Below are 23,759 nucleotides of genomic sequence, written 5' to 3'. Positions count from 1 at the left end.
GTGGCTCCCGCAGGAGCCGCGCTCCGGCTGCGCCGCAGTGAGCTGCGGCCCTCGAACGACATACCGGACCGCGCACCTCTGGCGGGGTGCACAACGGGGCCGTGCCCTCCCCCGGCGGGCGCCCGTTTCGTCACAGTGCGGTTCCAAGTGGTGCGGCCCCGGCGGCAAGTCGCCTGCCGCCGCAGGAGAATCGAGGGTGTCGGGGGCGGGGGAGAGAAGGGGGCGGAAGCCGTGGCCGCAGAGGTACCGGGGACCTTCGAGTACAGGATCATGCACACCCTCACCAAAGAGGTCACGGACAAGCTGAGCCGGACGATTGCCGTCACCAACGCCGCCACCAGCCGGCTGGAGCGTTTCGAGGAGCGCAGGAACGAGACCCGTGAGACGTGTGAGCACTGCGGCGCACAACTCCGGGTGGCCCTCCCGTCGTTCGCCGAAGTGCGCCGTGAACGGCGCCTGCACGGTGTGCTGTGGAAGGTGTGCGCCCTGGCGACGGTCCTCGGCGGCTACGGCTTCGTCCACGTCATCCGCACTGCCACGGGCAAGGGGTACGGGCCCGGTATGGCCTTCGTCGTGACCGGCGCCGTGACACTCTTCTTCGCGTACCGCACGCTGATCAGCGGACTGCTCACGCGCAGCAACGGTGCGCCGGAGGTCACCCGCGTCGACCGCCGGGAACGCGGAAACATCCGGCACGGCTGGGCCTTCGCGGGGATGACCGAGGACGCGTGACGCGAGCGGGCGGTCCCACGGGATTCAGGTCCGCCGACCGACGTGTCACGGCGGTCCGCGCCGGCCGTGCACGGCTCAGGTCGCCACGTCCTGGTACTGGCCGAGAAAGCGGAAGCGGCCGCCGGACGCCTTGAAGAGGGACATCGCCTTCATGGGGTACCCGGTCCTCGACGACGTGTAGCGCAGCCGCTTGGTGATCTGTCGGTAGTCGGTCGCGCGCAGTTGCCCACGATGGCGCCCCGTTCTTCGTGGGACGCGCCCAGCGTCGTCATCGCCCGCGCCGCGAACAGCGTCGCGTCGTAAGGCTCCGCGGAGTACCAGGGCGGGGCCACCGCTCCGAAGCGTTCGTGGTAGGCGGTGACGAAGGACGTGGCGGCCGAGACACGGGCCGGGTGAGGAAGGCGGTGGCGAAGACCCAGCTCTCGCAAACGTCACCGGCCGAGGCGAGAAAGGGCGGGCCGAGGGCGCGTTGGGTGGCCAGCCGCGCCCTGCGTGATCCGCCGCCGCGGATGCCCTGTTTCCCCGAGTCCCCGAGTGAACAGGGCATCCTTTCACCCGATCAGCGGCCGAGCAGTCGCTTCACCTTCCTGCCCTTGGCGGACTCGTCCAGCGTGTCCCACAGCTTGGCCGAACCGGTGTACGTGTACACGCCCGGAGCCCCCTGGGCGGCGCAGCCGTCGCCGTACGACACGATGCCTATCTGGTAGACCCCGCGGCGGCCCGGCAGCTTCCGGAACATCGGTCCGCCGCTGTCACCCTGGCAGGAGTCCTTGCCCTCGACGCCCGCGCAGACGTTGACCTTCTTGTCGTAGCTCGAGTAGGACGCCTTGCACTCGATGTGCGACACGATAGGGACGTCCACCGCTCGCAGCCGGTCCGGATAGTTCGGCACTTCCGTGTCGGTGTTGCCCCAGCCGATGACCGTGGCCCTGGCGCCCGGGCGGATGAGTGCGTCTGTGCCCACGGTCGGCAGGTTGACCGGCGCGGTACCGGTGACGGGCTTCTCCAGCGTCAGGAACGCGATGTCGTACGCCTCCTGTCCCCTGGCGTAGCGGGGGTGGACGACGATGTCGGTGACGTTGCGCAGGTGGCCCTGGTTCTTCTTGGACAGCACGGTGCGGCCGACGACCGTTTCGAGCTGCTTGGGCTGCACACCGACGACGCAGTGTGCGGCCGTCATGACGACGTACGGGTCCAGCAGGCTGCCGCCGCAGAACTGCCGGTCGTGCGGGTTGCCCCGGCCCTTGGCCAGCAGCGCCGCCATGAACGGATATGAGCCGACGGGCTTCTCGGTGCCGCCGATGATGGGACGGTCCGGGCGGCCGGGGTGGGCCGGTGTCGCCGCCTCAGCCGCCCCGGTGGACGTACCGAGGAGTCCGAGCACCGCGCCGGCAGCGATCGCGGCGGAGGCGATCCGCCGGGTCGCGGTTCTGTGGGCGGTGGAAAGACGCATGGGGGGTGTCTCCAATCTCCGAAGAGCCACCACGACGGACATTCCCGAGGCGCTCAACCGGGCCGAGCAACGCGGGACTCACCCGTCGGCGGTGGCATGGCGCCCTGTCAGATGGCAACTTGCGGAGGGAGGTTCCCGAAGGTGCTCGACGATGCGCAGGGGTGCCCCCTCGTCGATGCGGCCCGTGCGTGACGGCACCGCACAGGCCGCGATGCCGGCGGAATCGAGTCGGTAGCCGCGCACACACCGCTTCCACGCCAGCAGAACTGTCCTGCCCAGCAGGCGGCTCTGTGTCGGTCCCCACTCAACTTCCCTGCGGAGCGGCGGGAACGGGTGCCGACGGTGCGCGCTCCGCGGCGCTGGGAGCTGTGAGGGCGAGTCGCCGGTGGATACGGCGGAGCATGGTACGGGCCATGAAGGGGTGGACGCGCTTGACCACGGCCCAGTACAACCTGCCGCGCCAGTTGTGGATCCGCACCACCGTGCTGAGCGTGACCTGACGGTCGTCGACGAGGATCGAGGCCCGGAAGTCGAGGTGGCCGGCGTCCTCGCCCAGCAGCACCTCGCCGCCCTCGCGGCCCACCACCGGGAAGGAAGCTCCGCGCAGGACGCCCCGCCAGGACTCGGGGTCCCGGGGCATCCCGGGACGCATCGTCATCCGCCATGCGTCGCTGTAGTGGGTCCGCTCGAAGGCGACACGGGCCAGGCGGGCACCCGCCGGGAGGTCGCAGGCGGCGGCCCTCTCCCACATGAGCCGGTGGAGCAGCCGGACCCAGGGCGACCAGCGAACGGGGCTGCCGGCCGTTCCGGTGGCGGCCCGTTCGACGTTGTCGAAGAGCTCTTCGATCACCGTGTCGTGCATCCAGCGCACCGCCAGAGCCCAGCACAGCACCATCGGGCCGCGGCGTTCCAGCTCCAGGGTGTGCCGCAGGCGGCATCGCTCCCGTCCCACCGGTTCGATGACGCACTCATGGTGGCCGCTCATGGGTGGGGTGAAGTCGAAGCGGGCGCGGCGGCCGGGTTCGTACGCGGTGACGCGGTAGCGGATGAAGCCGTGCCCGCCGTCCGCGCCGACGCCCAGGGGGCGGTCGAAGCGCATCGGGGACCAGGCCGGCGCGGGCCAGACCGGGTCGTCGGCCGAGGACAGGCGGTCGAGCAGGGCCCCGACAACCTGGGCGGGAGCCTCGATCGTGCGCTCGTGGACATTGCGGATGGTGCGGAACCTGCGCATAGCGCGCCTCCATACGCTGCCGTATGTTGTCGCCCATACGGTAGCGTATGGGCATGGGGCAACGGCGGGGCGAGGTCGCTCGCGAGGGTGGCCGGAAGCGGCTGACAGCGAAGGACTGGGCGGACGCGGCCCTGTCAGCCATGGGTGAAGGCGGTCTTACGGCGGTCGCCATCGAGCCGCTCGCCGTTCGTCTGGGGACCACCAAAGGCAGCTTCTACTGGCATTTCGCCAACCGTGAGTCGCTGATCGAGGCCGCGCTCGACCGTTGGGAAGAGAAGTCCACCGAGTCGATCATCGCCGGGCTGGCGGCCGAGCCGGATCCGGAGATGCGGCTGCGCGGGCTCTTCTCCACGGCGTCCGAACTCGCAGCCCACGACCCGCTGGAGGTTTCCCTGCCGGCCTCGGCCGGACACCCGCGGGTGGCCGCCGTACTGCGCCGGGTGACGGAGCGTCGAGTCGGCTACCTGGCGCAGCTGTTCGTCGAACTGGGCTTCCCTCCGGACGAGGCGCGCCGCCGTGCGCTGCTGGCCTACACCGGCTACCTCGGGCATACACAGCTGACGCACGCGGTGCCGGAGACGCTTCCGGCCGGCGAGGACGGCAGGCGCTACCTGGACTCGGTGCTCGACACGCTGATGACGGCCGCCCCGGAGTCCTGAGGGGCCCAGGACGCCCGGGGCGGTCCGAACCGGCGGGTGCGGCCGGGATGCGAGGCGGCACCCATCCGGCCTCGCCGACGATTGCCGGAAGAGGCCGATGCCCGCCGCATGGCTGTCGGCCACTACTTCGTGCGCAGCATGAGGGCGAGGCGGGTGTCGTCCGCGTAGACGCCGCTCTCGTCCCCGTGGATGCCGTACGGCTTCTGGGATCGGGTACGGCCTGCCGGTCTTCCCGCCCTCGCGAGCCCACCGCTCCGGCGGCGCCCCCCTCGTCCCACGGTGCCCGATCCGAAGACGCCGGCGACCTGGGGTGCGCCGACGGTCGATGAAGCGACCATGTCCCCGGCTTCCGTGCCGCCTGGGCGTGCGGACGGGCTTCGGGGGCACGGGCGCATCGGAGGGCGACGCGGCGAGCGGGGCCGGAGGCGCATCCCACCGTTCCGGGAGGGCGGAGCGCGGAGTGTCCGCAGGTGGGTCGGTTCTGCGGTCCGAACCCCCCGGAGAGGGAGCGGGGGGCGGGACGGCTGCCGCCGGCTCGGCGGGTGTCGGGCCTCCGCAGCGTGCGCACCCGCGTGTGTGCGCCTGGCGCCGTGCCCGTGCCGGGTGTTCAGCCGGGTGGTGCCGGCAGGCGGACGGGAAGGCGCACACCTCGGCCAGGTCGATGTCGCTGGTGGCCGACGGTCGTTGACGAACGTCAGCAGCCCCCCAGCGCACCGCATGCATCGACCCTGCCGGCGCGGTGCCCCTCACACGGTTGCGCTCGCCAACGTGTGATTCACCACAGACGGTTATGTTGTGCACAATTTAATAGCGGGCTAGCGTCTGGAATCGACATCACCGTACAGGGAGGCAACACCATGGACCCCGTCCGCTACGAGGACTACCGCCCCGCCGAACGTCCGGCCTACCAGGAGGAGTTGGACGCAGTGGTCGCACAGGTGGCGCAGCGCACCCGCGCCTCGGTCGAGCGGGAGGCCGTCGGCCGCGCCGTCCGCACCGCCCACGGAAAGACCTACGGTCTTCTCAAGGCCACCGTCACGATCGGTGACAACCAGGGATTCCACGGCCAGGGCGTCTTCGCCCGGCCCGCCGTGTACGACGCCGTCGTCCGCTACTCCAACGGCCTGGGGCACCAGCGCCCCGACCACCAGCTGGGCGCGGCGTGCGGCATGGGCATCAAACTGTTCGGGGTCCCCGGCCCCTCACTGCTGGACGACGAGCCGGACAGCGGTACCTTCGACCTCAACCTGATCAACAACGAGGTCTTCTTCGCGAACACCGCCTACGACTACATGGTCATCGAGGAGCTGTTCGCGGAGCTGCCCGAGGCCCTGGTGAACCCGGCCCGCCGCAAGACCTGGATGGCGGAGTTCCTGACCCGCCGGGGCACGCTCACCGATCCCGACAGCTGGCTGTGGGACGAACTGTTCGCCATGCTGTCGTTCACCACGGTCCCGCGCAGGAACCTGCTGTCGTACACCTACAACAGCATGGGCGCCTTCCGGTACGGCGACCACATCGCCAAGATCCGTACCGTGCCGACGGCCGAGTCCCTGGCCTCCCTCACGCACCAGATCGTGGACGTGCGCGCGGACAACGAGGCGTTCCGCCACACCCTGGTTGCCGAGGCCGCGGAACGGGGCCACTCCTTCGCACTCCAGGTGCAGCTCAACACCGATCTTGCCCGCATGCCCGTGGACAACACCTCCGTCAAGTGGCCTGAGGAACTGTCCCCCTGGGTGACCGTCGCCCGTGTGGACCTTCCGCGCCAGGACGTCGGCGGGGACGACAACGTCGCGGCCGCCGACGCCACGTCGATCACGCCGTGGCGCTCACGCGAGGAGCACCGGCCTGTCGGTGAGATCCAGCGGGTGCGGCAGGAGGTGTACCGGCGCTCGTCCATCGAACGGCACCGCATCAACGGCCAACAGCGGCGGGAACCGGTCAGCAGCGCGCAAGTGCTCGGCTGAGCCGGCTCAGCCCCGTCCCGCCGCCTGCGCCGACCGCGCTCGGACCGCGGCCGCGCGACAAGCGACCCGGCAACGGATTCTCGGCGCCGCTCACGTTCTCTTCCCGGAGCGTGGCGGCGCTTGGCCGGCAGCCACCGTCGGCGGCCATGCTCGAGCGGTGCCACGGGGGTCAAGAAGCCCTTGCGTCACCGTGATGCGCGTGACCCCGCGCGGCCGCCGGTGACAGCGAACCGCCGCCCCGGACCGGAGCCGGCGTGGCGGCACCCCTCGGGGTGGCCGCCGCCGTGCCGGCGCTCGGCGGAGGGATCGTCTTCCTGGTCCGCCGCAAGCGCTCCTGACGGCGCCGGATCTCATCCCGAACCCCGCCACCCGGGCCCCTCGCGGGGTTGGCGGACCCCACGCCGCGTGGCCGCGGGTACGTCCGCCGGCGTGCCCCCGCCGCACACGCTCCTGCCAGACTGGCGTCATGGCGGCACACACGAGCAGGACGGAATCCCTGGACGACAACGCAGCCGTACCCGATCCGCCACGCGTCGCATGGCGCAAGCACATGAGACAGCGCGTACTGGACGCCGCACGCGACCTGGCATGTGCCTCGGGCTGGGACCAGGTGAGCCTGTCGGCCGTCGCCGCGGCGGCCGAGGTGTCCCGTCCCTCGGTGTACAAGGAGTTCGGCAACCGCGCGGGCCTCGGCCGTGCCTTGGTGGTCAGGGAGACACGCGAGTTCCTGGAAAGCGTGGCCCAGGCCCTCTACCCCGGGCTCCCGGACACCCGTGCCTCCCTGGAGACGGCTGTCTTCTTCGTCCTCACCGAAGCCCATCGCAACCCGCTCGTACGGGCTGTCGTCATGGCTGCCAGGGAGGGTTCCGACAGCCTGCTGCCCTACCTCACCGCACGTGCGGACCCGATCTTCGACGCGGCTCAGGGCCTGCTGCGCGCGTGGCTCACGGAGCGTTTTCCCGGACGGGACGAGGACCTCATCGAGATGGCGGCGGACATCACCGTCCGGATGACCATCAGCCACCTCCTTCTGCCCGGAGCCGATCCCCGGCCCACCGCGCAGCGGCTCTCCCTGGCGGTGCTGAAAGTGATGCGATAGCGGCGAGTACCGATGCCCGGTGGGTCCTGCCGGGTGCCGCGCTCGGAGAGTCCGCCCGGCACCGCTTCCGGCATCCGGCCTCCCGTCTCGTCGTCCGGGGGAGACGGGAGGGATGAAACGGCACGAGGTGATACCCCGGGGAACGGGTCCGGCTCACCCCGGCAGGCCTGGCGTCCAGCAGATGACGGTGCGCGGTGGCTCATGCTTTCGAGGAGGGTCTCGACCACCGCTTATCAGGGCGCTACTGACGGGGGTGCGCGGTGGGCCGGACGCACCGCCGCCGTCCGTGCGCCCTGACGTGCCGCCGGCGCACGCCGCAGAAGCGGCCGATGCGGGCGTCCTCCTGACGACCAGTCACCGGTGGGTGCCCTCGGCCGGCGATGCCTCGGTGGCGGACCCGGGGGCCCGCACGGTGGCAGCGGTACTGGACTCGGCACCGTAACGGCGAAGGAGGCGCCCACGGGCCGGCGGATGGAGGTTGGCGCGCGTCACGTCGCTGTCGTAGTGAGCCAGCAGTCTTGGGTGCATGATCCGGGACCACAGCGGTGAGCACCAGGCCAGGACGATCATCGAGGCGTAGCCGGAGGGGAGCTGCGGGGCTTCGCCGAAGTGGCGCAGGGTCTGGTAGCGCCGCAGAGGGTTGGCGTGATGGTCGGAGTGCCTCTGCAACTGGAAGAGCAGGAGATTGCTGACGGTGTTGTTGCTGTTCCAGCTGTGGCGCGGAGCAACGCGCTCGTACCGGCCGTCCGGACGACGCCGCCTGAGCAACCCGTAGTGCTCGATGTAGTTGACGCTCTCCAGGAGGCAGAAACCGAGTACGGCCTGCAGCACGAGGTAGGGCGCCACGTTCCAGCCGAACGTGGCGGTCAGGGCCGCGAACAGGATGGCCGACAGCGACCACGAGGTCAGCACGTCGTTGTGCCGGCTCCACACGGCGCGTCCGCGCCGGGACAGCCGCCGCTTCTCCAGTCGCCAGGCGGATCGCGCACTGCCCACGACCGCCCTGGGAAGAAACGCCCAGAAGGCCTCTCCCATCCGTGAACTGGCCGGGTCCTCCGGCGTGGCCACACGAATGTGGTGCCCGTGATTGTGCTCGACATAGAAGTGGCCGTAGCAGGTCTGCGCCAGAGCGATGCGACTGAGACGCCGTTCCAGCTCCTCGTGCTTGTGGCCCAGTTCGTGAGCCGTGTTGATGGCGACGCCGGCGACCACGCCGGTGGTCGCAGCCAGTCCGAGCCGCGAGGTGAGCGAGAGGTCACCGTGGGTCCACTGACCACATGCCCACACCAGCGCGCCGAACTGGATCGGCAGATACAGATAGGTGCACCAGCGGTAGTAGCGGTCGGCCTCCAGTCGTGCCATCGCCTGCTCCGGGGGATTCTCCCCGTCGGATCCGGTGAGCTGGTCCAGCAAGGGGACGAGAACGAAGGCGAAGAAGGGGCCCCACCACCAGAACGCGGCGAGTCCGGTCAGTGAAGCGAGGGCTCCGGCCTGGAAGGGCAGCGTGGGCACCGCGAGCCCCAACAGCCAGAGATAGCGCTTGGGATCCCGCCACTCGAACGGTGCCGACTGTGCCGCGTCGTTCATGCAGACTCCTTCGACGTTCCGCGGCCCCGCCGACCGCGATGGGGTCGGCGGTGGCGCGCATCCGGGGAGTCACGACTGTGGCATCGAAAGCCGTTCGCTGACAAAGGATGCAATGTGTCAATGTTCTGATGCCTCGTCAGTCGCCTTCTTCGTGGCCTTCAGGTCCGGGAGCGGAGAGGTGACGGCACTGGGCGTACATGCGAGCGCCATCCGGCACCGGACACGCCCTGACTTGACAGCACGTCAGAATATTTACACCAGGCCGGTGTTGTCTCGATTCCAGACGGCACGGCACGCTGCTGTCTGCCGCCGGATCCCCGCAGGCGTGTCGGCCGACGATGCCCCTCTGATGGTCGTTCGTCTGCGGGGATCCGTCGGTTCCCTCATGTCGTCCGTGCCGGAGGGCTCCTTCGTACGCAGGTCGGCCACGTCGCCGGTGGCGGCACCTCGTCGGCTCGGTGGTGTCCGTTCGGCCGTCAGTTCCTCCGGGCCGACGGTGATGGGGTTGAAGATGAGCCCGTCGATGCGCTGTTCCCGTATCCCGTCCAGGACCTCCCGCTCATGGTCCGGATCTCCGGCCGACTGCTCGGTCAGGACGGTCCAGCCGTGCTCGCCGGCGGCGCCGATCACGAACCGCGTGAGTTCGGAGAAGTGCGGCGCGTCCAGTTCCGGCAGCGCCAGGGCGATCACTGCGGTCCTGCCCTTGCGGAGGTCGCGGGCGGACAGATTGGGGCGATAGTCCAGGGCGGCCAGTGCCCGCTCGACCTTTTCGCGGGTGTTTCGTCTCCGGCGCCCGTGCAACTCGGTTGTGGTGACGGACGTGGCACCTGACCCGAGCGACGCGTGCGGAGGAGAATCGTGCGGCAGATGGATGAGGCTCTGCTGGACTTCGACACCGGCACCCTCGAGGACTGGGACGAGGGACGCGCCCGGACCGCACTCAACGGCGAACACGGTGTGCTGTACCGCAACCACCTGCAGATCGCGCTGAAGCTGGACCAATGGGCGATGGCCGAAAGTCAACGCACTGACACCGACGCACGGTACAAGGCCGGTTATGTACAGGCGTTGGAAGACATGGCCGCTTTCCTGAGGCAGACCTACTACCTCCCGCAGAGCGCGGAGTGAACGGCCGGTCATCACGCGGGAGCAGAGGCCCCGGCCCTCGTCCCAGGGGTTTGGGATCCGGCGATCCGGGCACGCGAGCCGCTGACGAGGCCGAGTGCAGGACGGTGCCGTGATGACTCCATTCGAATGCCCCCGCGCGATCAGGGGGGAAACCGCGCCTGGCGCCCTGGACGTCGTCCGTCTGCCGACTGTGCCGACTGTGCCGGCGCGGCCCGGCGTCGGCAACGCGGTCGGCTGACGGTCGGCCCGCGCTCGCCATGGCTCGCACGAAGCAGTACGCCGTCGCCGCCTCCGGACAGTGGACCGATGAGGATGAGGGCCGCCGTCGGCTACCCGCCGGTGAGGTTCACGCCTGGGAGCCGGGCCTGAATGAGACGGTCTGCGGTCTGTCGCTCAGCCGCTCCCAGCTGACCCGCTTCCCGCACGTCACCTGGACAGACACGTTCCCGGAATCAGGAGGGGCGGCGGACCGGGTACGGCGCGTCTGCCCGCGTTGCGCCTCCGTCGCCGGACGCCGAGGCAGTGACGCGCGCCCACGGTGGCATCGCACCAACCCCCGGCCGTGAGGACAGCGGCGCCGTTCCGCGGCCCGGCCCCCGGGTTTCGTGGGCAGTCGTCGGATCGCCGCTCTGGAGCGCCGTTGAGCGACGGCCGGTGAGCGCGGACTGTGCCGGTCTCCCGTGTCGCGCCGCCGATCGGGAGCGGGTGCCACGCCGGGCGGACCAGTGCGGGAGCCAGCGAGCGGACTGGTGGTCGGCGTGAACAGCATGCCGGTGAGGTGGGGATCTCGGGGGCGGTCAGGTCGATCGGGTGGCGGTCGCGGGGGCGCGGGTCGGGTCTGCGGGGCGGGCTGAGGTGGCGGCGACCAAGCCGGCGGCGAGGAAGCCGGGGCCGGCACGGTCAGGGGGACGCGCCGGCGCCGGAAGGGCCGGCGCGTCACCTGGTGGTGGTCCAGATCGGCTTGGCCCTTCGGGGCGTGGACGCGCGCCACGCACATTCCAGGCGGTTTCCGGAACCCTGCCGGTCATCCTCGGGCGCCAGGGGTGCCGGCGGAAACGGGACGGCCGGGCAGCCCCTCCTCAGGGGTGCCCGGCCGTCGGATCGCCGGTGCGGGCTGGGCTCAGTGCCCGGCGGGCCCCTCGGGGCGCGCGTGACGTGGCAGGAGGAACGCGAGCAGGAAGGTCAGGGCGAGCATGCCGTCGACGATCCACAACACCGTCTTCATGACGGAGCCGAAACCGCTCTGGAAGGCCGACGACGTGGTGGCCTCCAGTGCGGCGGGTATCCGGGCGCCGGCCTGAGGTGAGGTCACGGCGGAGCGAGTGTCCTTCTCCAGGCGTGCGCAGGACGCCGGGGTCGCGGCAGGATCCTCGGCGGTAGCACGGTCCGAGGCACACGTACGCAGGTCCGCCACGACGCGCTCCCGCGCGGCGGGCGCGACGTGCCCGGCGGCGAGCTGCCCCCGCAGGCCGTCCGAGTGGTGGTCGACGGCGGTGGCTACCCCGCCGCCCAGCAGGCCGAAGAACACGGTGCCGAGGACGGCCACGCCGAAGGCGCCGCCGAGCTGCTGCATCGCGGTCATCGTGCCGGACGCCGATCCCGTCTCGTGCTGCTCGACACTGGCGAGCACGATGTCGAAGAACGGTGCCATGAGCAGGCCCATCCCGATGCCGGTGACGAGCAGGGACGGCAGGAACTGCCAGGGGCCGACGCCGCCCCCCACCACGTCGAGGGTCAGCCACACTCCGAACACACCGACCCCCATGACCAGCGCGCCCGCCTGCAGTACGGCTCGTCCGAACCGGGCGACACCCTGAGCGATCCCGAAGCCGACGATCATGCCGCCCGACCAGGGCACCATCACCAGTCCCGCCTTGAGCGGCGAATAGCCGAGACCGATCTGGGCGTAGAGGTTGAAGACCAGCATGAACCCCTGCATGGCCGAGAAGAAGACCAGTCCGAGGGTCATGCCGCCACTGAATCCACGCTTGCGGAAGAGGCTGGGGACGACCAGCGGGTCCCGGCCGGCCTTGCTGCGACGCGACTCGTACGTGCCGAAGGCGACGAAGACGACCACCGAGGCGGCCATCATCAGGAACGTCCACGCGGGCCAGTCGTACTCACGGCCCTGGACCAGCGGGAAGATGATGAGCAGAGAGGCCGACGAGACCAGGAGCATGCCGGGGATGTCGAGGCGCGGCTTGCTGTCGGACAGGCCCCTCGGCAGGTAACGCAGGGCACCGAGGAGGGCAGCGACACCCAGCGGCAGGTTGATCAGGAAGATCATCCGCCAGCCGGTGCCGAAGTAGTCGGCGTCCACGAGCCAGCCCGCCAGGATCGGGCCGCACACCGCGGACAGCCCCATGACCGGGCCGAACATGCCAAAGGCCTTCTGTGACTCCTTCGGCGGGAACATCTCCTTGATCATGCCGAGGCCCTGCGGCAGCATCACCGCGCCGAACAGTCCCTGTACGACGCGTGCGGCGATCAGCATCTCGGGCGACGCGGACAGCGCGCACAGCAGCGAGCCCAGCGTGAAGCCGGCGGCCCCCACCAGGAACATCAGGCGGCGCCCGTGAATGTCCCCGAGGCGTCCTCCGGTGACGAGACCGACGGCCATCGAGAGGGTGTACGCGGCGGCGAACCACTGCAGAGTGGAGGCACCGCCGCCGAGGTCGGCCCGCATGGAGGGGCCGGCGATGTTCGTGACGACGGCGTCGAGGAGATCCATCACCTCGGCCGCCAGGATCACGAAGAGCGCTGCCCAGCGCCACCGGTAGGGCGCTGGCGAGTCGGTGGGCGTCTCGGTGGACGCGACACCGGTGGTGGACATCGGAACTCCTCGCGAACGGGGCGCGCCGCGGTGACGGATCCGCGGGCGCGGTGGGTGGATGGGATGCGATTCCCGGCTCGGTGGCGCTGGCGCCGCTGAACACTGTTCACCGTAGCAGAACAGTGCTCACCACAGCAGAACGGTGTTCGTCACGATATGGCGCGACTCCGAGCCGGTCAAGATACATCGCGTTCGGCTGACGTGTCGCTCGCAGAGGAGAACACTGTTCTCCCGGCACCTAGACTGTCCTCATGACCGACGCGGCCGCCGACACCCCCGCACTCCCTCCGTCGTCCCCCTGGGAGCGGAAGCGTCCCGCTCGCGCCCACGCGGCCCCCGCGCGCGCCCCGCTGTCGCGTGAACGGGTCGTCGAGGCCGCTTTCACCGTGCTCGACCGCCAGGGGCTCGACGGGCTGTCGATGCGCCAGGTGGCGGCCGAACTGGGGGTGACGGTCTCCGCCCTCTACGCCCATGTCAGCTCCAAGGACGACCTCATGGAGCTGATGTACGCCCGGCTCTTCGACCGCTACGAGACGCCGGAACCCGATCCGGAGCGGTGGCGGGAGCAGGTGCGGGACTACGCCCGCTTCTGGCGGCAGCGCCTGCTGTCCCACCGGGACATGGCGAGGATCTCCATGGCCCATGTTCCCTTCACCGCCGAACTGCTGCCGCACGTCGAGGCGTTGCTCGCGATCTTCCGTACCGCCGGGCTGCCCGACCGCATCGCGGCGGAGGCCGGTGACCTCATCTCCACTTACATCGACGGGTTCGTCCTGGAGGAGGGCATGTGGCAGGACCGGGCCGCCCAGCAGGCGGGCGGCGGTTCCTCCCGGGCCCGCCCCGACTGGCGCGAGATGGCCGACGAGATGCAGAACTACTTCGCCTCCCTGCCCGCAGGGGACTTTCCCCACCTGCGCGCCCTGGCCGGGCTGATGGTGACGGACTCCTCCGACGAGAGGTTCGACATCGGTCTGGAGATCATCTTGCGTGGCCTGGCGAGCTACCTGCCGGACCCGGCGGCCTGTGTGGACCCGGACGCCCGCCGGGCTCCGGACACCGCCTGATCCGCGACCTCTCCGGCGCCCCTCGCGACCTGGGCTACGCACTCCGGTTCACGGAGTATGTGCGCACCCGCATGCCCCTCCCGGGGTAGGGCTCCGATGCCGGCGGCGGGGACTCCTCCTCGTACCTGGTGTCCTGGGATGGAAGCCGCGGGTTGGGCGCGCCGGTCCAGAGTGCCGGACCGAAGATGCGGCGCGGCGGGGGCGGGGGCGAGCTGGGCCGCGGGAGAACCGGCACGATCTGGCGAAGCTCATCTGGACGTTCAACCCGCCTCCGTCAAACTCCGATGACGCGACGTTCGACCGGACCCCGGCGGCGTTCGACGCTCCGGGCTACGTCCGGCATCGTGCTCCCCGGAGGCGGGCAGCCCCTCCAGTTCCGCGTCAAACGCCCGGGATGTGTGCGCGCTCGCCACTCGTAGGGCTCACCGAATGCCCCGAATGCCTGGTCCCCACTGGCCTCATGGGACCCGACGACACAAAGTGATCTTGCCGCTTTCATGATCTCCCTGCCCGCCCACGCCATGCCCTTCGCCCACCGACTGCGCTGTGCATGCCTGAATCGCCCGTGCACTCACCTCAAGGAAAGCGAAGATGACCCGTTCCGATGTGTGCCCGCATCCCGCCCGCTACCTCCGTACGCTGCCGCCCACCGCCGTCGTCCTGTACCTGGTGGCCGCCCTCCTCCTCGGCGGCGCGACACCCGCCGCCGCACTGACCAAGCCGATCGTCAACGGGCCCGTGTTCAACGACCCGCTGGGCACGCCGACGCAGCGGAAGGCCATCTTCACCCAGCTCGTCCAGCTGATCGACGCAACGCCCGCCGGGGCGCAGATCCGCGGCTCGATGTACGAGTTCCGGGACCAAGAGGTCGCCAACGCGCTGCTCGCCGCCCACCGGCGCGGCGTCGACGTCAAGCTCATCGTCGACGACTCGACCTATGTGGGCGCCAACGGCGCCGAGTACGCCAACCCGGCCTACCAGTCCCTCAGGACCGGGCTCGGCACCAATGACGCCGCCCGCTCCTGGGTCGTCGTCTGCGACGACAGGTTCGAGGACACCGACGGCGTGGATGACGTCCAGCGCGGCTGCCTGAGCGTCGCCCCACCCGGACCGGCCTACAACCACAACAAGTTCTTCATCTTCTCGAGGATCGGGCCGTTCGACGACGGCACCAGCTACTCGAAGGTCGTCTTCCAGACCTCCTCGAACCTCTCGGACTGGTACAAGACCGAGTCCTTCAACGACGCCGTGACCTTCGCGAACGCCGCCGTGTACGACGGCTACGCCTCGTACCACGAGAAGCTCCGCCACGGGCGCACCCTCGCACGCGGCGACAACAACGCGTACTTCTCCACACCGAGCGGCTCGACCTACCGGGGTTTCTTCTTCCCGCGCGGGGACACCTCGTACTACAACCCGGCCAGTGACACCGTCGTCAACGCGCTGAACGAGATCAGCTGCACCTACACCGGCTCGGACGGGCTACGGCACCAAAGCGACATCCGCATCGTGATGTACAGCTTCTACGGCTCGCGCGTCCAGGTGGCCGACAAGCTGGCCCAGCTGCGCGGCAGGGGCTGCTGGATCGACCTCATCTACGCCGAGAGCGACAGCACGATCACCACCAAGCTGAACACCGCGGGCATCCAGCATCGCAGGTGCCGCATTCCCAACGGCCCGGGAATCGACGTCCGTCCGCACAACAAGCAGCTCCTGATCGACGGGTACTACAACGGCGACACGACACCGCGCGTCTACACGGGCAGTGCCAATCTGACCGGGTCGTCGCTGCGCTCGGCCGATGAGGCGCTCGTACGGATCGCCAGCGCGTCCTACCACTCGAAGTACCTGAGCGCTTTTTACAGGATTCGCTCCGCCTGCGGCGGTTGACACCTGCACGGACCGGACGCAGCCGAGCGGGAGCGGTGGAGACGGGCAGGTGTCGGCACACGGTAGGAAGGCGCATGTCAGGCGCACATGTGCGGGGGCCCGGTCAGCCGAACTTGAGAAGGCCGGCTTCGACGACGGCGTGGCCGAAGGGGCTCGCGAGTTCGGCGAGACGCTCACAGCCGGCGTCACCCAGGGCGGCGTAGGCGGGAAGGGCCAGGCGGTCGGTGCGGTCCTCGATGTGCCGACGCAGGAGCACGCCGTCCGAGCTGAGGGAGTCGCCGTCGAGGAGACCTCGCTCGCGCAGGCGCTCCCGGGTGCCGGCCCACTCCTCCTCGGGCCATGCTCGGCTCGCCTTGAGGAAGTCGACGGGAGCCTCACCGGTGGCGGCGTGCAGAATCAGGGCCTCCAAGCCCCCGACTCCCTCGCTCAGCAGGCACGCGACATGGCCGTCGCCACGGAACTCCCGGAGCAGCGTCTGGGCGTGCCACAGTTGCAGTACGGGCTCCTCCGGCCAAGGCAGCGCGGCATGTGCGGCGAACAGCGGGCGGCCCTGCGCGTGTTCGCAGGCCGCCTCGGCGGCCCGGCGGGCCAGGGTCAGTACCTCGTCCAGGGCGGGCAACTCGTGGATTCCCGCTCGCCGCAGGGCCTCGGCCGCCGCGGCGTACCGCGCGTCCAGCACCTGCTGTGGCGTCGTTGCCTCCCAGGCCCCGCCGATCGCCTGGCGGACGAAATCGGGGTTGAAGTTGTAGAAGGTCGAGATGACCAGTTCGGCGGAGGCTGGGCCGAACGCGGCACTCCGGGAGGCGAAGTACCCGGTGCGGCCACTCAGTCCGAGGGCCGCGTACCGTCGCCTTCCCTCGGGGACGAAGTAGATCATGGCGTGTACGGGCTCGAGTCGGCGCCAGGCCGCGCGCGCTGTCTTCATGGGGTCACCTCTTGGGAGAGTCGACGAACGGGTGTTGTCTGCGGGTTCCGTACGCGCCGTGCGCTCGCAGGTGTTCGAGCAGGAGGCGGCTCAGCGTTTCGGGCGCCTCCTCGGGGACCCAGTGGCTGACCCCCTGGAGGGTTTCGAACCGGTACGGCCCCTTGACCCACCGGCCGGTCTCCTGTGCGGCGGCGGGGCCGAACGCTCTGTCCTCCGTGCTCCAGACGTACAGCGTGGGCACGTCGATGACGCCGATCGCGCCGTCGGGGCGGCCGGCCCGGTACCAGTTCAGTGCCGCGGTGAGAGCGCCTGGCTGGGAGAGGTGCCGCACGTAGGCCTCGGCGCTGTCCTGCGGGACCTTTCCGGCGTAGAAGGCGCGAAGCTCTCGCGCGTCGTGGGCCAGCATGCGCTCCTCGGTCGCGGGTGTCTCACGCCAGTCGATCATGTAGTGCGAGCGTTCGCGCTGGTCCAGATCGGTGCGCAGAGTGGTGGCCAGAGCACCGGGGTGCGGGGTCGAGACAACCGTCAGGGTGCGTAGGCGGCCGGGGTGGGCGTGCCCGGTCCACCAGGCCACCGCGCCTCCCCAGTCATGGCCGACCAGGTCGAACGTCGCCCATCCCAGTTCCTCCGCGATCGCGACCACGTCGTCGACGAGAAGGCCGATGCGATAGTCCTCGGGCCGCCGGGGGCGGGCCCCGGGGGAGTAGCCACGCTGGTCGGGTGCCACCACCCGGTAGCCGTGCGCGGCCAACGCCGCCATCTGCCGTTGCCACACCAGCCCCGTCTGCGGGAAGCCGTGCAGCAGCAGCACCGGGCGGCCCTCGGGCGGACCCGCCACGATCGCGTCGAATACCCCCGCCCCCGTGGAGATGCTCAGCTCGGCCACGTTCCACCTCTTCATACCGACTGGTCGGTAGCCTTCAGGTAGGAAGCGGGGCTGTCAAGACGCGAGCATGCGCCCACCCAGGCAATGGCAGTCGCGCCCTGTGTTTTCGGCCAGCCTGTGTCGGGCCCCGACCGGCGCTCCCCCTGATCGCCCGACGGTTGAACATGACGCCGAATTCAACTATAGCCGGTCGGTAGGTCGGCTCCCGTCACCCCCGCGGTCGTGGCTCATGTCACCGGTCACCGGAGAGGACGGTCAACGCGCGGCCGAAGCGCCGCCGTTGGCGTTCGGCACCGCCCCGCCGGCATCGATCCCGGCTTCCGGGTCCGGAATTCCGGCCCCGAACCTGGAAGCAGCCGTGATCTGCGTTCCCGCCGCGTGCGGCCGCGCGCCCGGCTGTTGACATGAAGCCAGATTCAATTACACACTCGCCGGCCGACCCCCCCCGTGGCCGCTGCCGCCCCGGCGCGGCACCCGGTGCCGGGTACGGGGGGAGTGAGGGGTCGTCGGGCGGTGGCCGGTCCTGTCGCTCCGGCCATGCACGGGCAGCTCAGCCGGGCGGTGCCGACAGATGGATCAGGATGCCGCACACCTCGTCCACGATCTCCCGGGCCTCCGTCTCGTCCCCGCAGTCGGCCAGCTCGCGCGCCGCCCCTCCGATGACGGTGGTCAGCACGCTCACCCGGACCCGTCCGGCGCGTCGCCGCTCGTCCACCTCCAGGAGCCGGGCGTTGCGCCGTACCCATGCGCGGTCCCACTGGCGGCGCAGCGCGTCGAAGCCCGCGGGGCCGTCGTCCTCCGCGAGGAGTCCGCCGAGCCGCCGGTTGTCCCAGGCGCCCTCCAGATACGCCCTGGCTCCTGCCACGAAGAGGGCGATGGGATCCTCCACCCCACGGCCGCGCTCGGAGGCCAGCGTGGCCGCCGTCCGGCGCTCCTGCTCCTCCCGGAACTCCTCCCACAGGGCGAGATAGAGCCCTCGCTTTCCGCCGTAGTGCTGGAAGAGGCTGCCCATCGGGGTGCCGGAGCGGGCCGCGATCTCGGTGAGACCGGCGTCGGTGTAGCCGCGCTCGGTGAACACCTCCAGCGCGGCCTCCAGCAGCGCGCGCCGGACCGTTCGGTCCTGCCCGGCGTGCCCCTCCGGCAGGCCCACGCCGCCCTGCCCGCCCGTCAGCGGACGAGCCGCCTCGGTCCCGGCGGACTCCACGATGCCGCTCACTGGCAATCCCCACCTTCTCCGGCCCCGTCGCGGAGGGCGAGGGCGACCAACAGTTCCAGGAGGTCGGCGATCCGGCGCGGATTGCGGCCGGTGCGTTCCTCGATCCGGCGCAACCGGTAGTGCGCCGTGTTGTGGTGCACCCGCAGCCGGTCGGCGGCCAGCCGAAGATTGAGGTCCGCCTCCGCGAACGCCCGTATGGTGGCCGCCAGCGGGTCGCCTCGTCCGCGGTCCTCCTCCAGCAGCGCCCGCACCCGGGGATCCACCAGCTGACGGGCGAGGTCGTCGGCGCGCAGCGCCAGATAGTCGAACGGGGACAGCCGCGGCAGCGCCGCCACCCCGCCCCCGCCGGGCACCAGATCGAGGGCGGCCCGCGCCTCCTGGTAGGCGCGCGGCAGTTCACACGCGCCCTGTGCGACCGTACTGATTCCCATGGAGAGCATGGTTCCGCCGCGCGCGAGCCGCCGCTGCACGGCCTCGAAGTGGGCGCATATGTCCTCTGCGTTCATGCCGGCCCGGACCACGGGCACGGCCACCACCTCACCGTGGCGCACGACGACCAGGGTCCTGCCGGCCCAGGGCCCGGCGACGCTGATCGACGCGCTGGTGGCATACCCGTTCTCGGCCGTGGTGAGGTCCCCGCTGCGCGTGTCGCCGACGCACACCGCCACGACCGCCATCATCGGCGAGCGCGGTCCGATGCCGTACGCCTGTGCCGCGGCGAACAGCGGACCGCGCGTCGGTACCACGCCGGTCAGGAGCTGGTCCAGCAGGTCCCGGCGCTCCCGGTCCGCGTCCGCCACCACGTGCTGCTGGTACTCGACATAGGCCTGCGCGGCATGGGTGCTGGCGTAGTCGACGTACCGCATCAGCGGGGTGACGAGGGACAGCGCGGCCTGCTGGGCCTCGGCGGACGTGCCCGCGCAGTCCAGCAGCGCGTCCCACAGCACCTGCCGGCCCACCCGGAAGGCACTGATCCAGTCCTCCAGGGCGAACCCCGCACGTGCTCGGCGCAGCGCTGCCGCGCGACTGAAAACCAGGTCCTCGGGGGCCATGTCGCGGTCGCCGGCCAGTGCCGCCAACTGCATCCGGTAGTGCTCGAGCACCTGCTCCCGTACGTCGTCGAAGAACCGTTCGTCCTGCAGTGCGTACGACGGGATCTCCGCGCGCATCACCTCGACGGCGGTCTCCGCCACCTCCTCGACCCGGTCGTGGACGGCGTGCAGGATCCGCTGCCGCTCCCGGCGGAGCGGTTCGGAGAGTGGGGGAGCGCCCAGGGCGGGACCGCGAGGCATGACGCCGATCGTCGCCGCCCGCATCGTGCGCCGTCAACAGGCTCGGCGTGAGACACCTGCCGGCACCTGTGCGCGGCGCACAGTTCGGCGACCGGGAAGTTGGGTGCTCACACCCAATGTGCGCGTGGAACGCCCCCGCCTACTGTGACGCTCTCCCACCCCCCAGCACGTCGGAAGGGGCGTCACTCATGCTCGCGGTCGACGGTATCACCGTGCGATTCGGCGGAATCACGGCACTGGACGGTGTCGCTTTCACTGTCGAGCCGGGCACCGCCGTAGGGCTCATCGGGCCGAACGGAGCCGGCAAGACCACCTTGTTCAACTGCCTCACCAGGCGCTGCACTCCCGACGGGGGAGATGTGCGGTTCGAGGACGAGGACCTGCTGGTCCTCCCCCCGCACGCCGTGGCCGGGCGCGGCATCGCCCGCACCTTCCAGAACCTGGGCCTGTTCCCGCGGCTCACGGTCCGGGAGAACGTCATGGTCGGCGCCCACAGCCGGGGGCGCGCCGGACACCTCGCCGCGGCGCTCCGGCTGCCCCGCGTCCGGCGGGAAGAGAGGGAACTACATGACCAGGCGGACGACCTGCTACGGCGGCTCGGCCTGGCGGAGGTCGCCGACCACGCCGCCTCCGGCCTGCCGTTCGGCACGCTCAAACGCGTCGAACTCGCCCGGGCACTCGCGGTACGGCCCCGGCTGCTGCTGCTCGACGAACCCGTCAACGGGCTCAGCCACGGCGAGGTCGACCAATTCGCGGATCTGGTCCGGTCGGTGCGCCAGGAGTTCGACCTCACGCTCGTGGTGGTCGAACACCACATGGGGTTCGTGATGGGCCTGTGCGACAAGGTGGTCTGCCTCGACTTCGGCCGCAAGATCGCCGAGGGCTCGCCGGAGGAGATCCAGCGTGATCCGGCGGTCGTCGAGGCGTACCTGGGGGTGGCCGCATGAGCGAGCCCACCACCGACCGCGCCGAGGCGGTGAGTGCGGAGCCGGGCTTCCTGAAGGTCTCCGGCCTGCACGCCGGTTACGGCCAGGCCCGCGTGCTGCAGGGCCTCGACTTCTCCGTGGCCCGCGGTGAGGTGTGCGCGATCCTCGGACCCAACGGCGCGGGCAAGACCACGACGCTGCGGGCCCTGTGCGGCATGGTCCGCGGCCGCGGCTCGGTCACCCTGGACGGCACGGAACTGCTGGGCCGCTCGCCCGAGCAGGCCGCCAGGCTCGGCGTGGCGCATGTGCCCGAGGGCCGGGGCACCTTCAACGATCTGACCGTCGAGGAGAACCTGCGCATCGGCGCCCACCTGCGCACCGGCCCCGGGCGGCGGGGCCGCGCCGAGCGCGCGGCGGTGGCGGCCGACCTGGAACGAATCCACGGCTACTTCCCCAAGCTGCGTCAGCGGTCCGGCCAGGCCGCCGGCAGCCTCAGCGGCGGCGAGCAGCAGATGCTCGCCATCGGCAGGGCGCTGATGCTGCGGCCCTCACTGCTGCTCCTGGACGAGCCGTCCCTCGGGCTCGCGCCGCTGGTCACCCGTGAGCTGTTCGAGATCGTCCGTGCCGTCAACGAGGAGGAGCGCACCACCGTGGTCGTCGTCGAGCAGAACGCCCAGCTCGCGCTGGACATCGCGCACCGGGCCCACGTACTGGAGGCCGGCCGCCTGGTGCTGTCCGGACCGGCCGCACAGATCCGACAGGACGGGCAGGTCGCCGAGGTGTACCTGGGTGTCTCCGTCCTCTCCCGGAAGACCGGGTGAGCGCCGTGATCGATGTGCTTCAGCAAGTGGTGGAAGGACTGGGCTCCGGCGCGGTGTACGCCAGCCTGGCGCTGGCCCTGGTGCTGATCCACCGGTTCACGGGGATCGTCAACTTCGCACAGGGCGAGCTGGCCATGCTCTCGACGTACGTCGCCTGGCAGCTGGTGGCGTCCGGGATGCCGTTCTGGCTGGCGCTGCCGGTCACCCTCGCGGTGTCCTTCGCCGGCGGCATGCTGGTCGAGCGGATCGTCATCCGGCCCGTGCAGGGCGCGCCCGAGCTGACGGTGGTCATCGTCACGGTCGGCCTGTTCATCTTCGTCAACGCGCTGGCCGGCCTGATCTGGTCGTTCACCGTGAAGGACTTCCCACAGCCCTTCCCCGACGGCGGGCTCGACCTGGCCGGCGTGCGCATGGACTGGTCGACACTCGGGATCATCGGCGTGGTGGCCGTCGTGATGGGCCTGCTGTATCTGCTGTTCCAGCACACCTCCATCGGCCTGGTGATGCGGGCGGTCGCCTGCAACCCGGCCTCCGCCCGGCTGTCGGGCATCCGGGTGGGCCGGGTGCTGATGTTCGGCTGGGGGCTGGCCGCGATGGTCGGCGCGGTGTCGGGCGTGCTCGTCGCCCCGGTGCTGTTCCTGGAGCCCAACATGATGGGCGGGGTGCTGATCTACGCGTTCGCGGCGGCCACCCTCGGGGGCTTCGACAGCCCGGTCGGTGCGGTCGTCGGCGGCCTGTTCGTGGGCGTCGCCGAGACGCTGACCGGGGCGTACGTGGACGTCATCGGCGCCGATCTGAAGGTGGGGGTACCCCTGGTGATCATTCTGGCGGTGCTGCTGGTACGGCCCCAGGGCCTGTTCGGACGGGCGGCGGTGGAGCGCGCATGAACACGATCACAGCGGCACTCGGCACCGACCGGGGCCGGTGGCTGCGGGCCGCGCTCACCGTGCTGGTCGCGGCGGCGGTCGCCGTCGGGGCACCCTTCTACTTCGCCCCCTTCCAGGTCTTCCAGCTGACCATGGTGCTGCTGTACGCCGTGGCGCTGTCCGGCCTGAACCTGCTGGTCGGCTTCGGCGGGCAGATCTCGCTCGGGCACGGCGCGTTCTTCGCGGCGGGGGCCTACACGGCGGCGGTCATGCTCGACCGGTACGACACCGGTCACCTGGCCACGCTGCCGGTCGCGGCCGCCGGATGCTTCCTGCTGGGACTCGGGTTCGGAGTGCCCGCGCTGCGCCTGCGCGGGCTGTACCTGGCCCTGGTCACCCTCTCGTTCGCGGTGTTCCTGCCGCCCCTGCTCAAGCGGCTCGAACCGGTGACGGGCGGCTCCATGGGGCTGACCGTGGACAAGCTGCGGCCGCCCGCGTGGAGCGGGCTGGCCGAGGACCAGTGGATGTACTTCGTCGTCCTCGCCGTCACCGCGCTGGTCCTGCTGCTCGCCCGCAACCTGCTGCGGTCCCGGGTCGGCCGGGCACTGCTCGCCGTGCGGGACAACGAGAGCGCCGCCGAGGTCATGGGCGTGCGGCTGTCGCTGCACAAAACCCTCGCCTTCGCGTGGAGCGCGATGTTCGCGGGTGTCGCCGGATGTCTGTACACCTGGGTGATCGGCTTCGTCTCGCCCGACTCCTTCAGCTTCGTGCTGTCCATCACCCTGCTGGCCGGCCTGGTGGTCGGGGGGCTCGGCTCGCTGTACGGGCCCCTGCTGGGCGCGGCGTTCGTGATGTACGTGCCGAGCGTGTCCCAGGACGTCAGCGAGGCGGCACCGGGAGTGGTGTTCGGCCTGCTGATCATCGCGGTGATGTTCGTGGCCCCGACGGGACTGGCCGGTCTGCCGGGCCGTGTCCTGGGCTCGGTCACCCGTCGCCTGCCCCGCCCCACCGCCCCCCTCGACCGGACACCCGAGGCCGCATCCGCCCCCGCCCCCGCCCCCGACCCGGGGCCGGGGTCCGGGGACGGATCCGGACCCTCCGCGCCCCTGACCCCTGCGGACCCCGCAGTTGTCGATGCCGAAACCGTGGGCGCACCGCCCCGCACGGAAAAGGAATGAATC

At 70.7% G+C, this 23,759-nt stretch carries 22 protein-coding genes; 12 read left to right on the top strand and 10 right to left on the bottom strand.

Annotated features, from left to right (window positions below; genetic code table 11):
- Positions 1-231: 231 nt before the first annotated feature.
- Positions 232-732, top strand: a complete 501-nt coding sequence (locus tag ABZ079_RS16035; protein WP_356940042.1) for a hypothetical protein — start codon at positions 232-234, stop codon at positions 730-732.
- Between the two features lie 559 nt (positions 733-1,291).
- Here the strand turns inward: ABZ079_RS16035 and ABZ079_RS16030 are convergent.
- A complete protein-coding gene (locus ABZ079_RS16030) occupies positions 1,292-2,185 on the bottom strand; it encodes a serine protease (protein ID WP_356940041.1) in 894 nt (297 codons plus the stop codon).
- A 304-nt stretch (positions 2,186-2,489) separates the two neighbouring features.
- Positions 2,490-3,416: a DUF2867 domain-containing protein gene (locus tag ABZ079_RS16025; RefSeq protein ID WP_356940040.1), complete on the bottom strand. Its 927-nt coding sequence runs from the start codon at positions 3,414-3,416 to the stop codon at positions 2,490-2,492.
- Between the two features lie 53 nt (positions 3,417-3,469).
- Between ABZ079_RS16025 and ABZ079_RS16020 the strand changes: the two genes are divergently transcribed.
- The gene (locus ABZ079_RS16020; protein WP_356940039.1) at positions 3,470-4,075 is read left to right on the top strand and encodes a TetR/AcrR family transcriptional regulator; all 606 of its coding nucleotides are present in this window, start codon (positions 3,470-3,472) and stop codon (positions 4,073-4,075) included.
- Between the two features lie 122 nt (positions 4,076-4,197).
- On the opposite strand, the gene ABZ079_RS16015 is transcribed toward ABZ079_RS16020, so the two are convergent.
- Positions 4,198-4,413 carry a hypothetical protein gene (locus ABZ079_RS16015; RefSeq protein ID WP_356940038.1) on the bottom strand — a complete coding sequence of 72 codons (216 nt, stop codon included), beginning with the start codon at positions 4,411-4,413 and terminating at the stop codon, positions 4,198-4,200.
- A 519-nt stretch (positions 4,414-4,932) separates the two neighbouring features.
- Between ABZ079_RS16015 and ABZ079_RS16010 the strand changes: the two genes are divergently transcribed.
- Together ABZ079_RS16010 and ABZ079_RS16005 are read left to right on the top strand one after the other, a co-directional pair.
- Entirely contained in the window at positions 4,933-6,045 is a 1,113-nt protein-coding gene (locus ABZ079_RS16010; protein WP_356940037.1) for a catalase family protein, read from the top strand.
- Positions 6,046-6,511: 466 nt separating this feature from the next.
- The gene (locus ABZ079_RS16005; protein WP_356940036.1) at positions 6,512-7,144 is read left to right on the top strand and encodes a TetR family transcriptional regulator; all 633 of its coding nucleotides are present in this window, start codon (positions 6,512-6,514) and stop codon (positions 7,142-7,144) included.
- A gap of 354 nt (positions 7,145-7,498) precedes the next feature.
- Here ABZ079_RS16005 and ABZ079_RS16000 read toward each other — a convergent pair whose 3' ends face one another.
- Positions 7,499-8,731, bottom strand: coding sequence for an alkane 1-monooxygenase (locus ABZ079_RS16000; RefSeq protein ID WP_356940035.1), 1,233 nt, complete (start codon positions 8,729-8,731; stop codon positions 7,499-7,501).
- A gap of 252 nt (positions 8,732-8,983) precedes the next feature.
- Positions 8,984-9,532 carry a hypothetical protein gene (locus ABZ079_RS15995; RefSeq protein ID WP_356940034.1) on the bottom strand — a complete coding sequence of 183 codons (549 nt, stop codon included), beginning with the start codon at positions 9,530-9,532 and terminating at the stop codon, positions 8,984-8,986.
- Between the two features lie 66 nt (positions 9,533-9,598).
- Between ABZ079_RS15995 and ABZ079_RS15990 the strand changes: the two genes are divergently transcribed.
- Positions 9,599-9,859 (top strand): hypothetical protein, encoded by a 261-nt coding sequence (locus ABZ079_RS15990; RefSeq protein ID WP_356940083.1) that lies wholly within the window; start codon positions 9,599-9,601, stop codon positions 9,857-9,859.
- A 257-nt stretch (positions 9,860-10,116) separates the two neighbouring features.
- A complete protein-coding gene (locus ABZ079_RS15985; RefSeq protein ID WP_356940033.1) occupies positions 10,117-10,425 on the top strand; it encodes a hypothetical protein in 309 nt (102 codons plus the stop codon).
- A 554-nt stretch (positions 10,426-10,979) separates the two neighbouring features.
- Here ABZ079_RS15985 and ABZ079_RS15980 read toward each other — a convergent pair.
- Entirely contained in the window at positions 10,980-12,692 is a 1,713-nt protein-coding gene (locus ABZ079_RS15980; protein ID WP_356940032.1) for an MFS transporter, read from the bottom strand.
- 251 nt (positions 12,693-12,943) lie between these two features.
- Between ABZ079_RS15980 and ABZ079_RS15975 the strand changes: the two genes are divergently transcribed.
- Both ABZ079_RS15975 and ABZ079_RS15970 read left to right on the top strand, forming a co-directional pair.
- Positions 12,944-13,756, top strand: a complete 813-nt coding sequence (locus ABZ079_RS15975; protein WP_356940031.1) for a TetR/AcrR family transcriptional regulator — start codon at positions 12,944-12,946, stop codon at positions 13,754-13,756.
- 591 nt (positions 13,757-14,347) lie between these two features.
- A complete protein-coding gene (locus tag ABZ079_RS15970) occupies positions 14,348-15,646 on the top strand; it encodes a phospholipase D-like domain-containing protein (protein WP_356940030.1) in 1,299 nt (432 codons plus the stop codon).
- A 103-nt stretch (positions 15,647-15,749) separates the two neighbouring features.
- On the opposite strand, the gene ABZ079_RS15965 is transcribed toward ABZ079_RS15970, so the two are convergent.
- From ABZ079_RS15965 to ABZ079_RS15950, 4 genes are all read right to left on the bottom strand, one after another.
- Positions 15,750-16,571 carry a hypothetical protein gene (locus tag ABZ079_RS15965; protein ID WP_356940029.1) on the bottom strand — a complete coding sequence of 274 codons (822 nt, stop codon included), beginning with the start codon at positions 16,569-16,571 and terminating at the stop codon, positions 15,750-15,752.
- A 4-nt stretch (positions 16,572-16,575) separates the two neighbouring features.
- Positions 16,576-17,457, bottom strand: coding sequence for an alpha/beta hydrolase (locus ABZ079_RS15960; RefSeq protein WP_356940028.1), 882 nt, complete (start codon positions 17,455-17,457; stop codon positions 16,576-16,578).
- A 550-nt stretch (positions 17,458-18,007) separates the two neighbouring features.
- A complete protein-coding gene (locus ABZ079_RS15955; RefSeq protein ID WP_356940027.1) occupies positions 18,008-18,673 on the bottom strand; it encodes a TetR/AcrR family transcriptional regulator in 666 nt (221 codons plus the stop codon).
- Positions 18,670-19,965, bottom strand: coding sequence for a helix-turn-helix domain-containing protein (locus ABZ079_RS15950; RefSeq protein ID WP_356940026.1), 1,296 nt, complete (start codon positions 19,963-19,965; stop codon positions 18,670-18,672). The genes ABZ079_RS15955 and ABZ079_RS15950 overlap by 4 nt, the downstream gene beginning before the upstream one ends.
- 188 nt (positions 19,966-20,153) lie before the next feature.
- Between ABZ079_RS15950 and ABZ079_RS15945 the strand changes: the two genes are divergently transcribed.
- From ABZ079_RS15945 to ABZ079_RS15930, 4 genes are read left to right on the top strand one after another with little or no spacing between them, the layout of a single operon-like run.
- Positions 20,154-20,912 carry an ABC transporter ATP-binding protein gene (locus tag ABZ079_RS15945; RefSeq protein WP_356940025.1) on the top strand — a complete coding sequence of 253 codons (759 nt, stop codon included), beginning with the start codon at positions 20,154-20,156 and terminating at the stop codon, positions 20,910-20,912.
- Entirely contained in the window at positions 20,909-21,712 is an 804-nt protein-coding gene (locus ABZ079_RS15940) for an ABC transporter ATP-binding protein (RefSeq protein WP_356940024.1), read from the top strand. Before ABZ079_RS15945 ends, ABZ079_RS15940 begins: the two co-directional genes overlap by 4 nt.
- Before the next feature lie 5 nt (positions 21,713-21,717).
- The gene (locus ABZ079_RS15935; RefSeq protein ID WP_356940023.1) at positions 21,718-22,599 is read left to right on the top strand and encodes a branched-chain amino acid ABC transporter permease; all 882 of its coding nucleotides are present in this window, start codon (positions 21,718-21,720) and stop codon (positions 22,597-22,599) included.
- Entirely contained in the window at positions 22,596-23,756 is a 1,161-nt protein-coding gene (locus tag ABZ079_RS15930) for a branched-chain amino acid ABC transporter permease (protein WP_356940022.1), read from the top strand. Before ABZ079_RS15935 ends, ABZ079_RS15930 begins: the two co-directional genes overlap by 4 nt.
- The last annotated feature ends 3 nt before the right edge of the window (positions 23,757-23,759 follow it).

It is taken from the genome of Streptomyces sp. NPDC006314 (genome assembly GCF_040613075.1).
Lineage (GTDB): Bacteria > Actinomycetota > Actinomycetes > Streptomycetales > Streptomycetaceae > Streptomyces.
Note: the sequence above shows the minus strand (reverse complement) of the source record. Positions and strands in the feature narration are given on the sequence as shown.

Excerpts from the sequence above, each read along its gene's own strand:
- ABZ079_RS15950 (WP_356940026.1), bottom strand. The coding sequence starts at position 19,965 with ATGCCTCGCGGTCCCGCCCTGGGCGCTCCCCCACTCTCCGAACCGCTC.
- ABZ079_RS16010 (WP_356940037.1), top strand. The coding sequence starts at position 4,933 with ATGGACCCCGTCCGCTACGAGGACTACCGCCCCGCCGAACGTCCGGCC.
- ABZ079_RS16030 (WP_356940041.1), bottom strand. The coding sequence starts at position 2,185 with ATGCGTCTTTCCACCGCCCACAGAACCGCGACCCGGCGGATCGCCTCC.
- ABZ079_RS16020 (WP_356940039.1), top strand. The coding sequence starts at position 3,470 with ATGGGGCAACGGCGGGGCGAGGTCGCTCGCGAGGGTGGCCGGAAGCGG.
- ABZ079_RS15990 (WP_356940083.1), top strand. The coding sequence starts at position 9,599 with ATGGATGAGGCTCTGCTGGACTTCGACACCGGCACCCTCGAGGACTGG.
- ABZ079_RS15965 (WP_356940029.1), bottom strand. The coding sequence starts at position 16,571 with ATGAAGACAGCGCGCGCGGCCTGGCGCCGACTCGAGCCCGTACACGCC.
- ABZ079_RS16015 (WP_356940038.1), bottom strand. The coding sequence starts at position 4,413 with ATGGTCGCTTCATCGACCGTCGGCGCACCCCAGGTCGCCGGCGTCTTC.
- ABZ079_RS15970 (WP_356940030.1), top strand. The coding sequence starts at position 14,348 with ATGACCCGTTCCGATGTGTGCCCGCATCCCGCCCGCTACCTCCGTACG.
- ABZ079_RS16005 (WP_356940036.1), top strand. The coding sequence starts at position 6,512 with ATGGCGGCACACACGAGCAGGACGGAATCCCTGGACGACAACGCAGCC.
- ABZ079_RS15980 (WP_356940032.1), bottom strand. The coding sequence starts at position 12,692 with ATGTCCACCACCGGTGTCGCGTCCACCGAGACGCCCACCGACTCGCCA.
- ABZ079_RS16000 (WP_356940035.1), bottom strand. The coding sequence starts at position 8,731 with ATGAACGACGCGGCACAGTCGGCACCGTTCGAGTGGCGGGATCCCAAG.
- ABZ079_RS15945 (WP_356940025.1), top strand. The coding sequence starts at position 20,154 with ATGCTCGCGGTCGACGGTATCACCGTGCGATTCGGCGGAATCACGGCA.
- ABZ079_RS16025 (WP_356940040.1), bottom strand. The coding sequence starts at position 3,416 with ATGCGCAGGTTCCGCACCATCCGCAATGTCCACGAGCGCACGATCGAG.
- ABZ079_RS15940 (WP_356940024.1), top strand. The coding sequence starts at position 20,909 with ATGAGCGAGCCCACCACCGACCGCGCCGAGGCGGTGAGTGCGGAGCCG.
- ABZ079_RS15930 (WP_356940022.1), top strand. The coding sequence starts at position 22,596 with ATGAACACGATCACAGCGGCACTCGGCACCGACCGGGGCCGGTGGCTG.
- ABZ079_RS15975 (WP_356940031.1), top strand. The coding sequence starts at position 12,944 with ATGACCGACGCGGCCGCCGACACCCCCGCACTCCCTCCGTCGTCCCCC.
- ABZ079_RS15985 (WP_356940033.1), top strand. The coding sequence starts at position 10,117 with ATGGCTCGCACGAAGCAGTACGCCGTCGCCGCCTCCGGACAGTGGACC.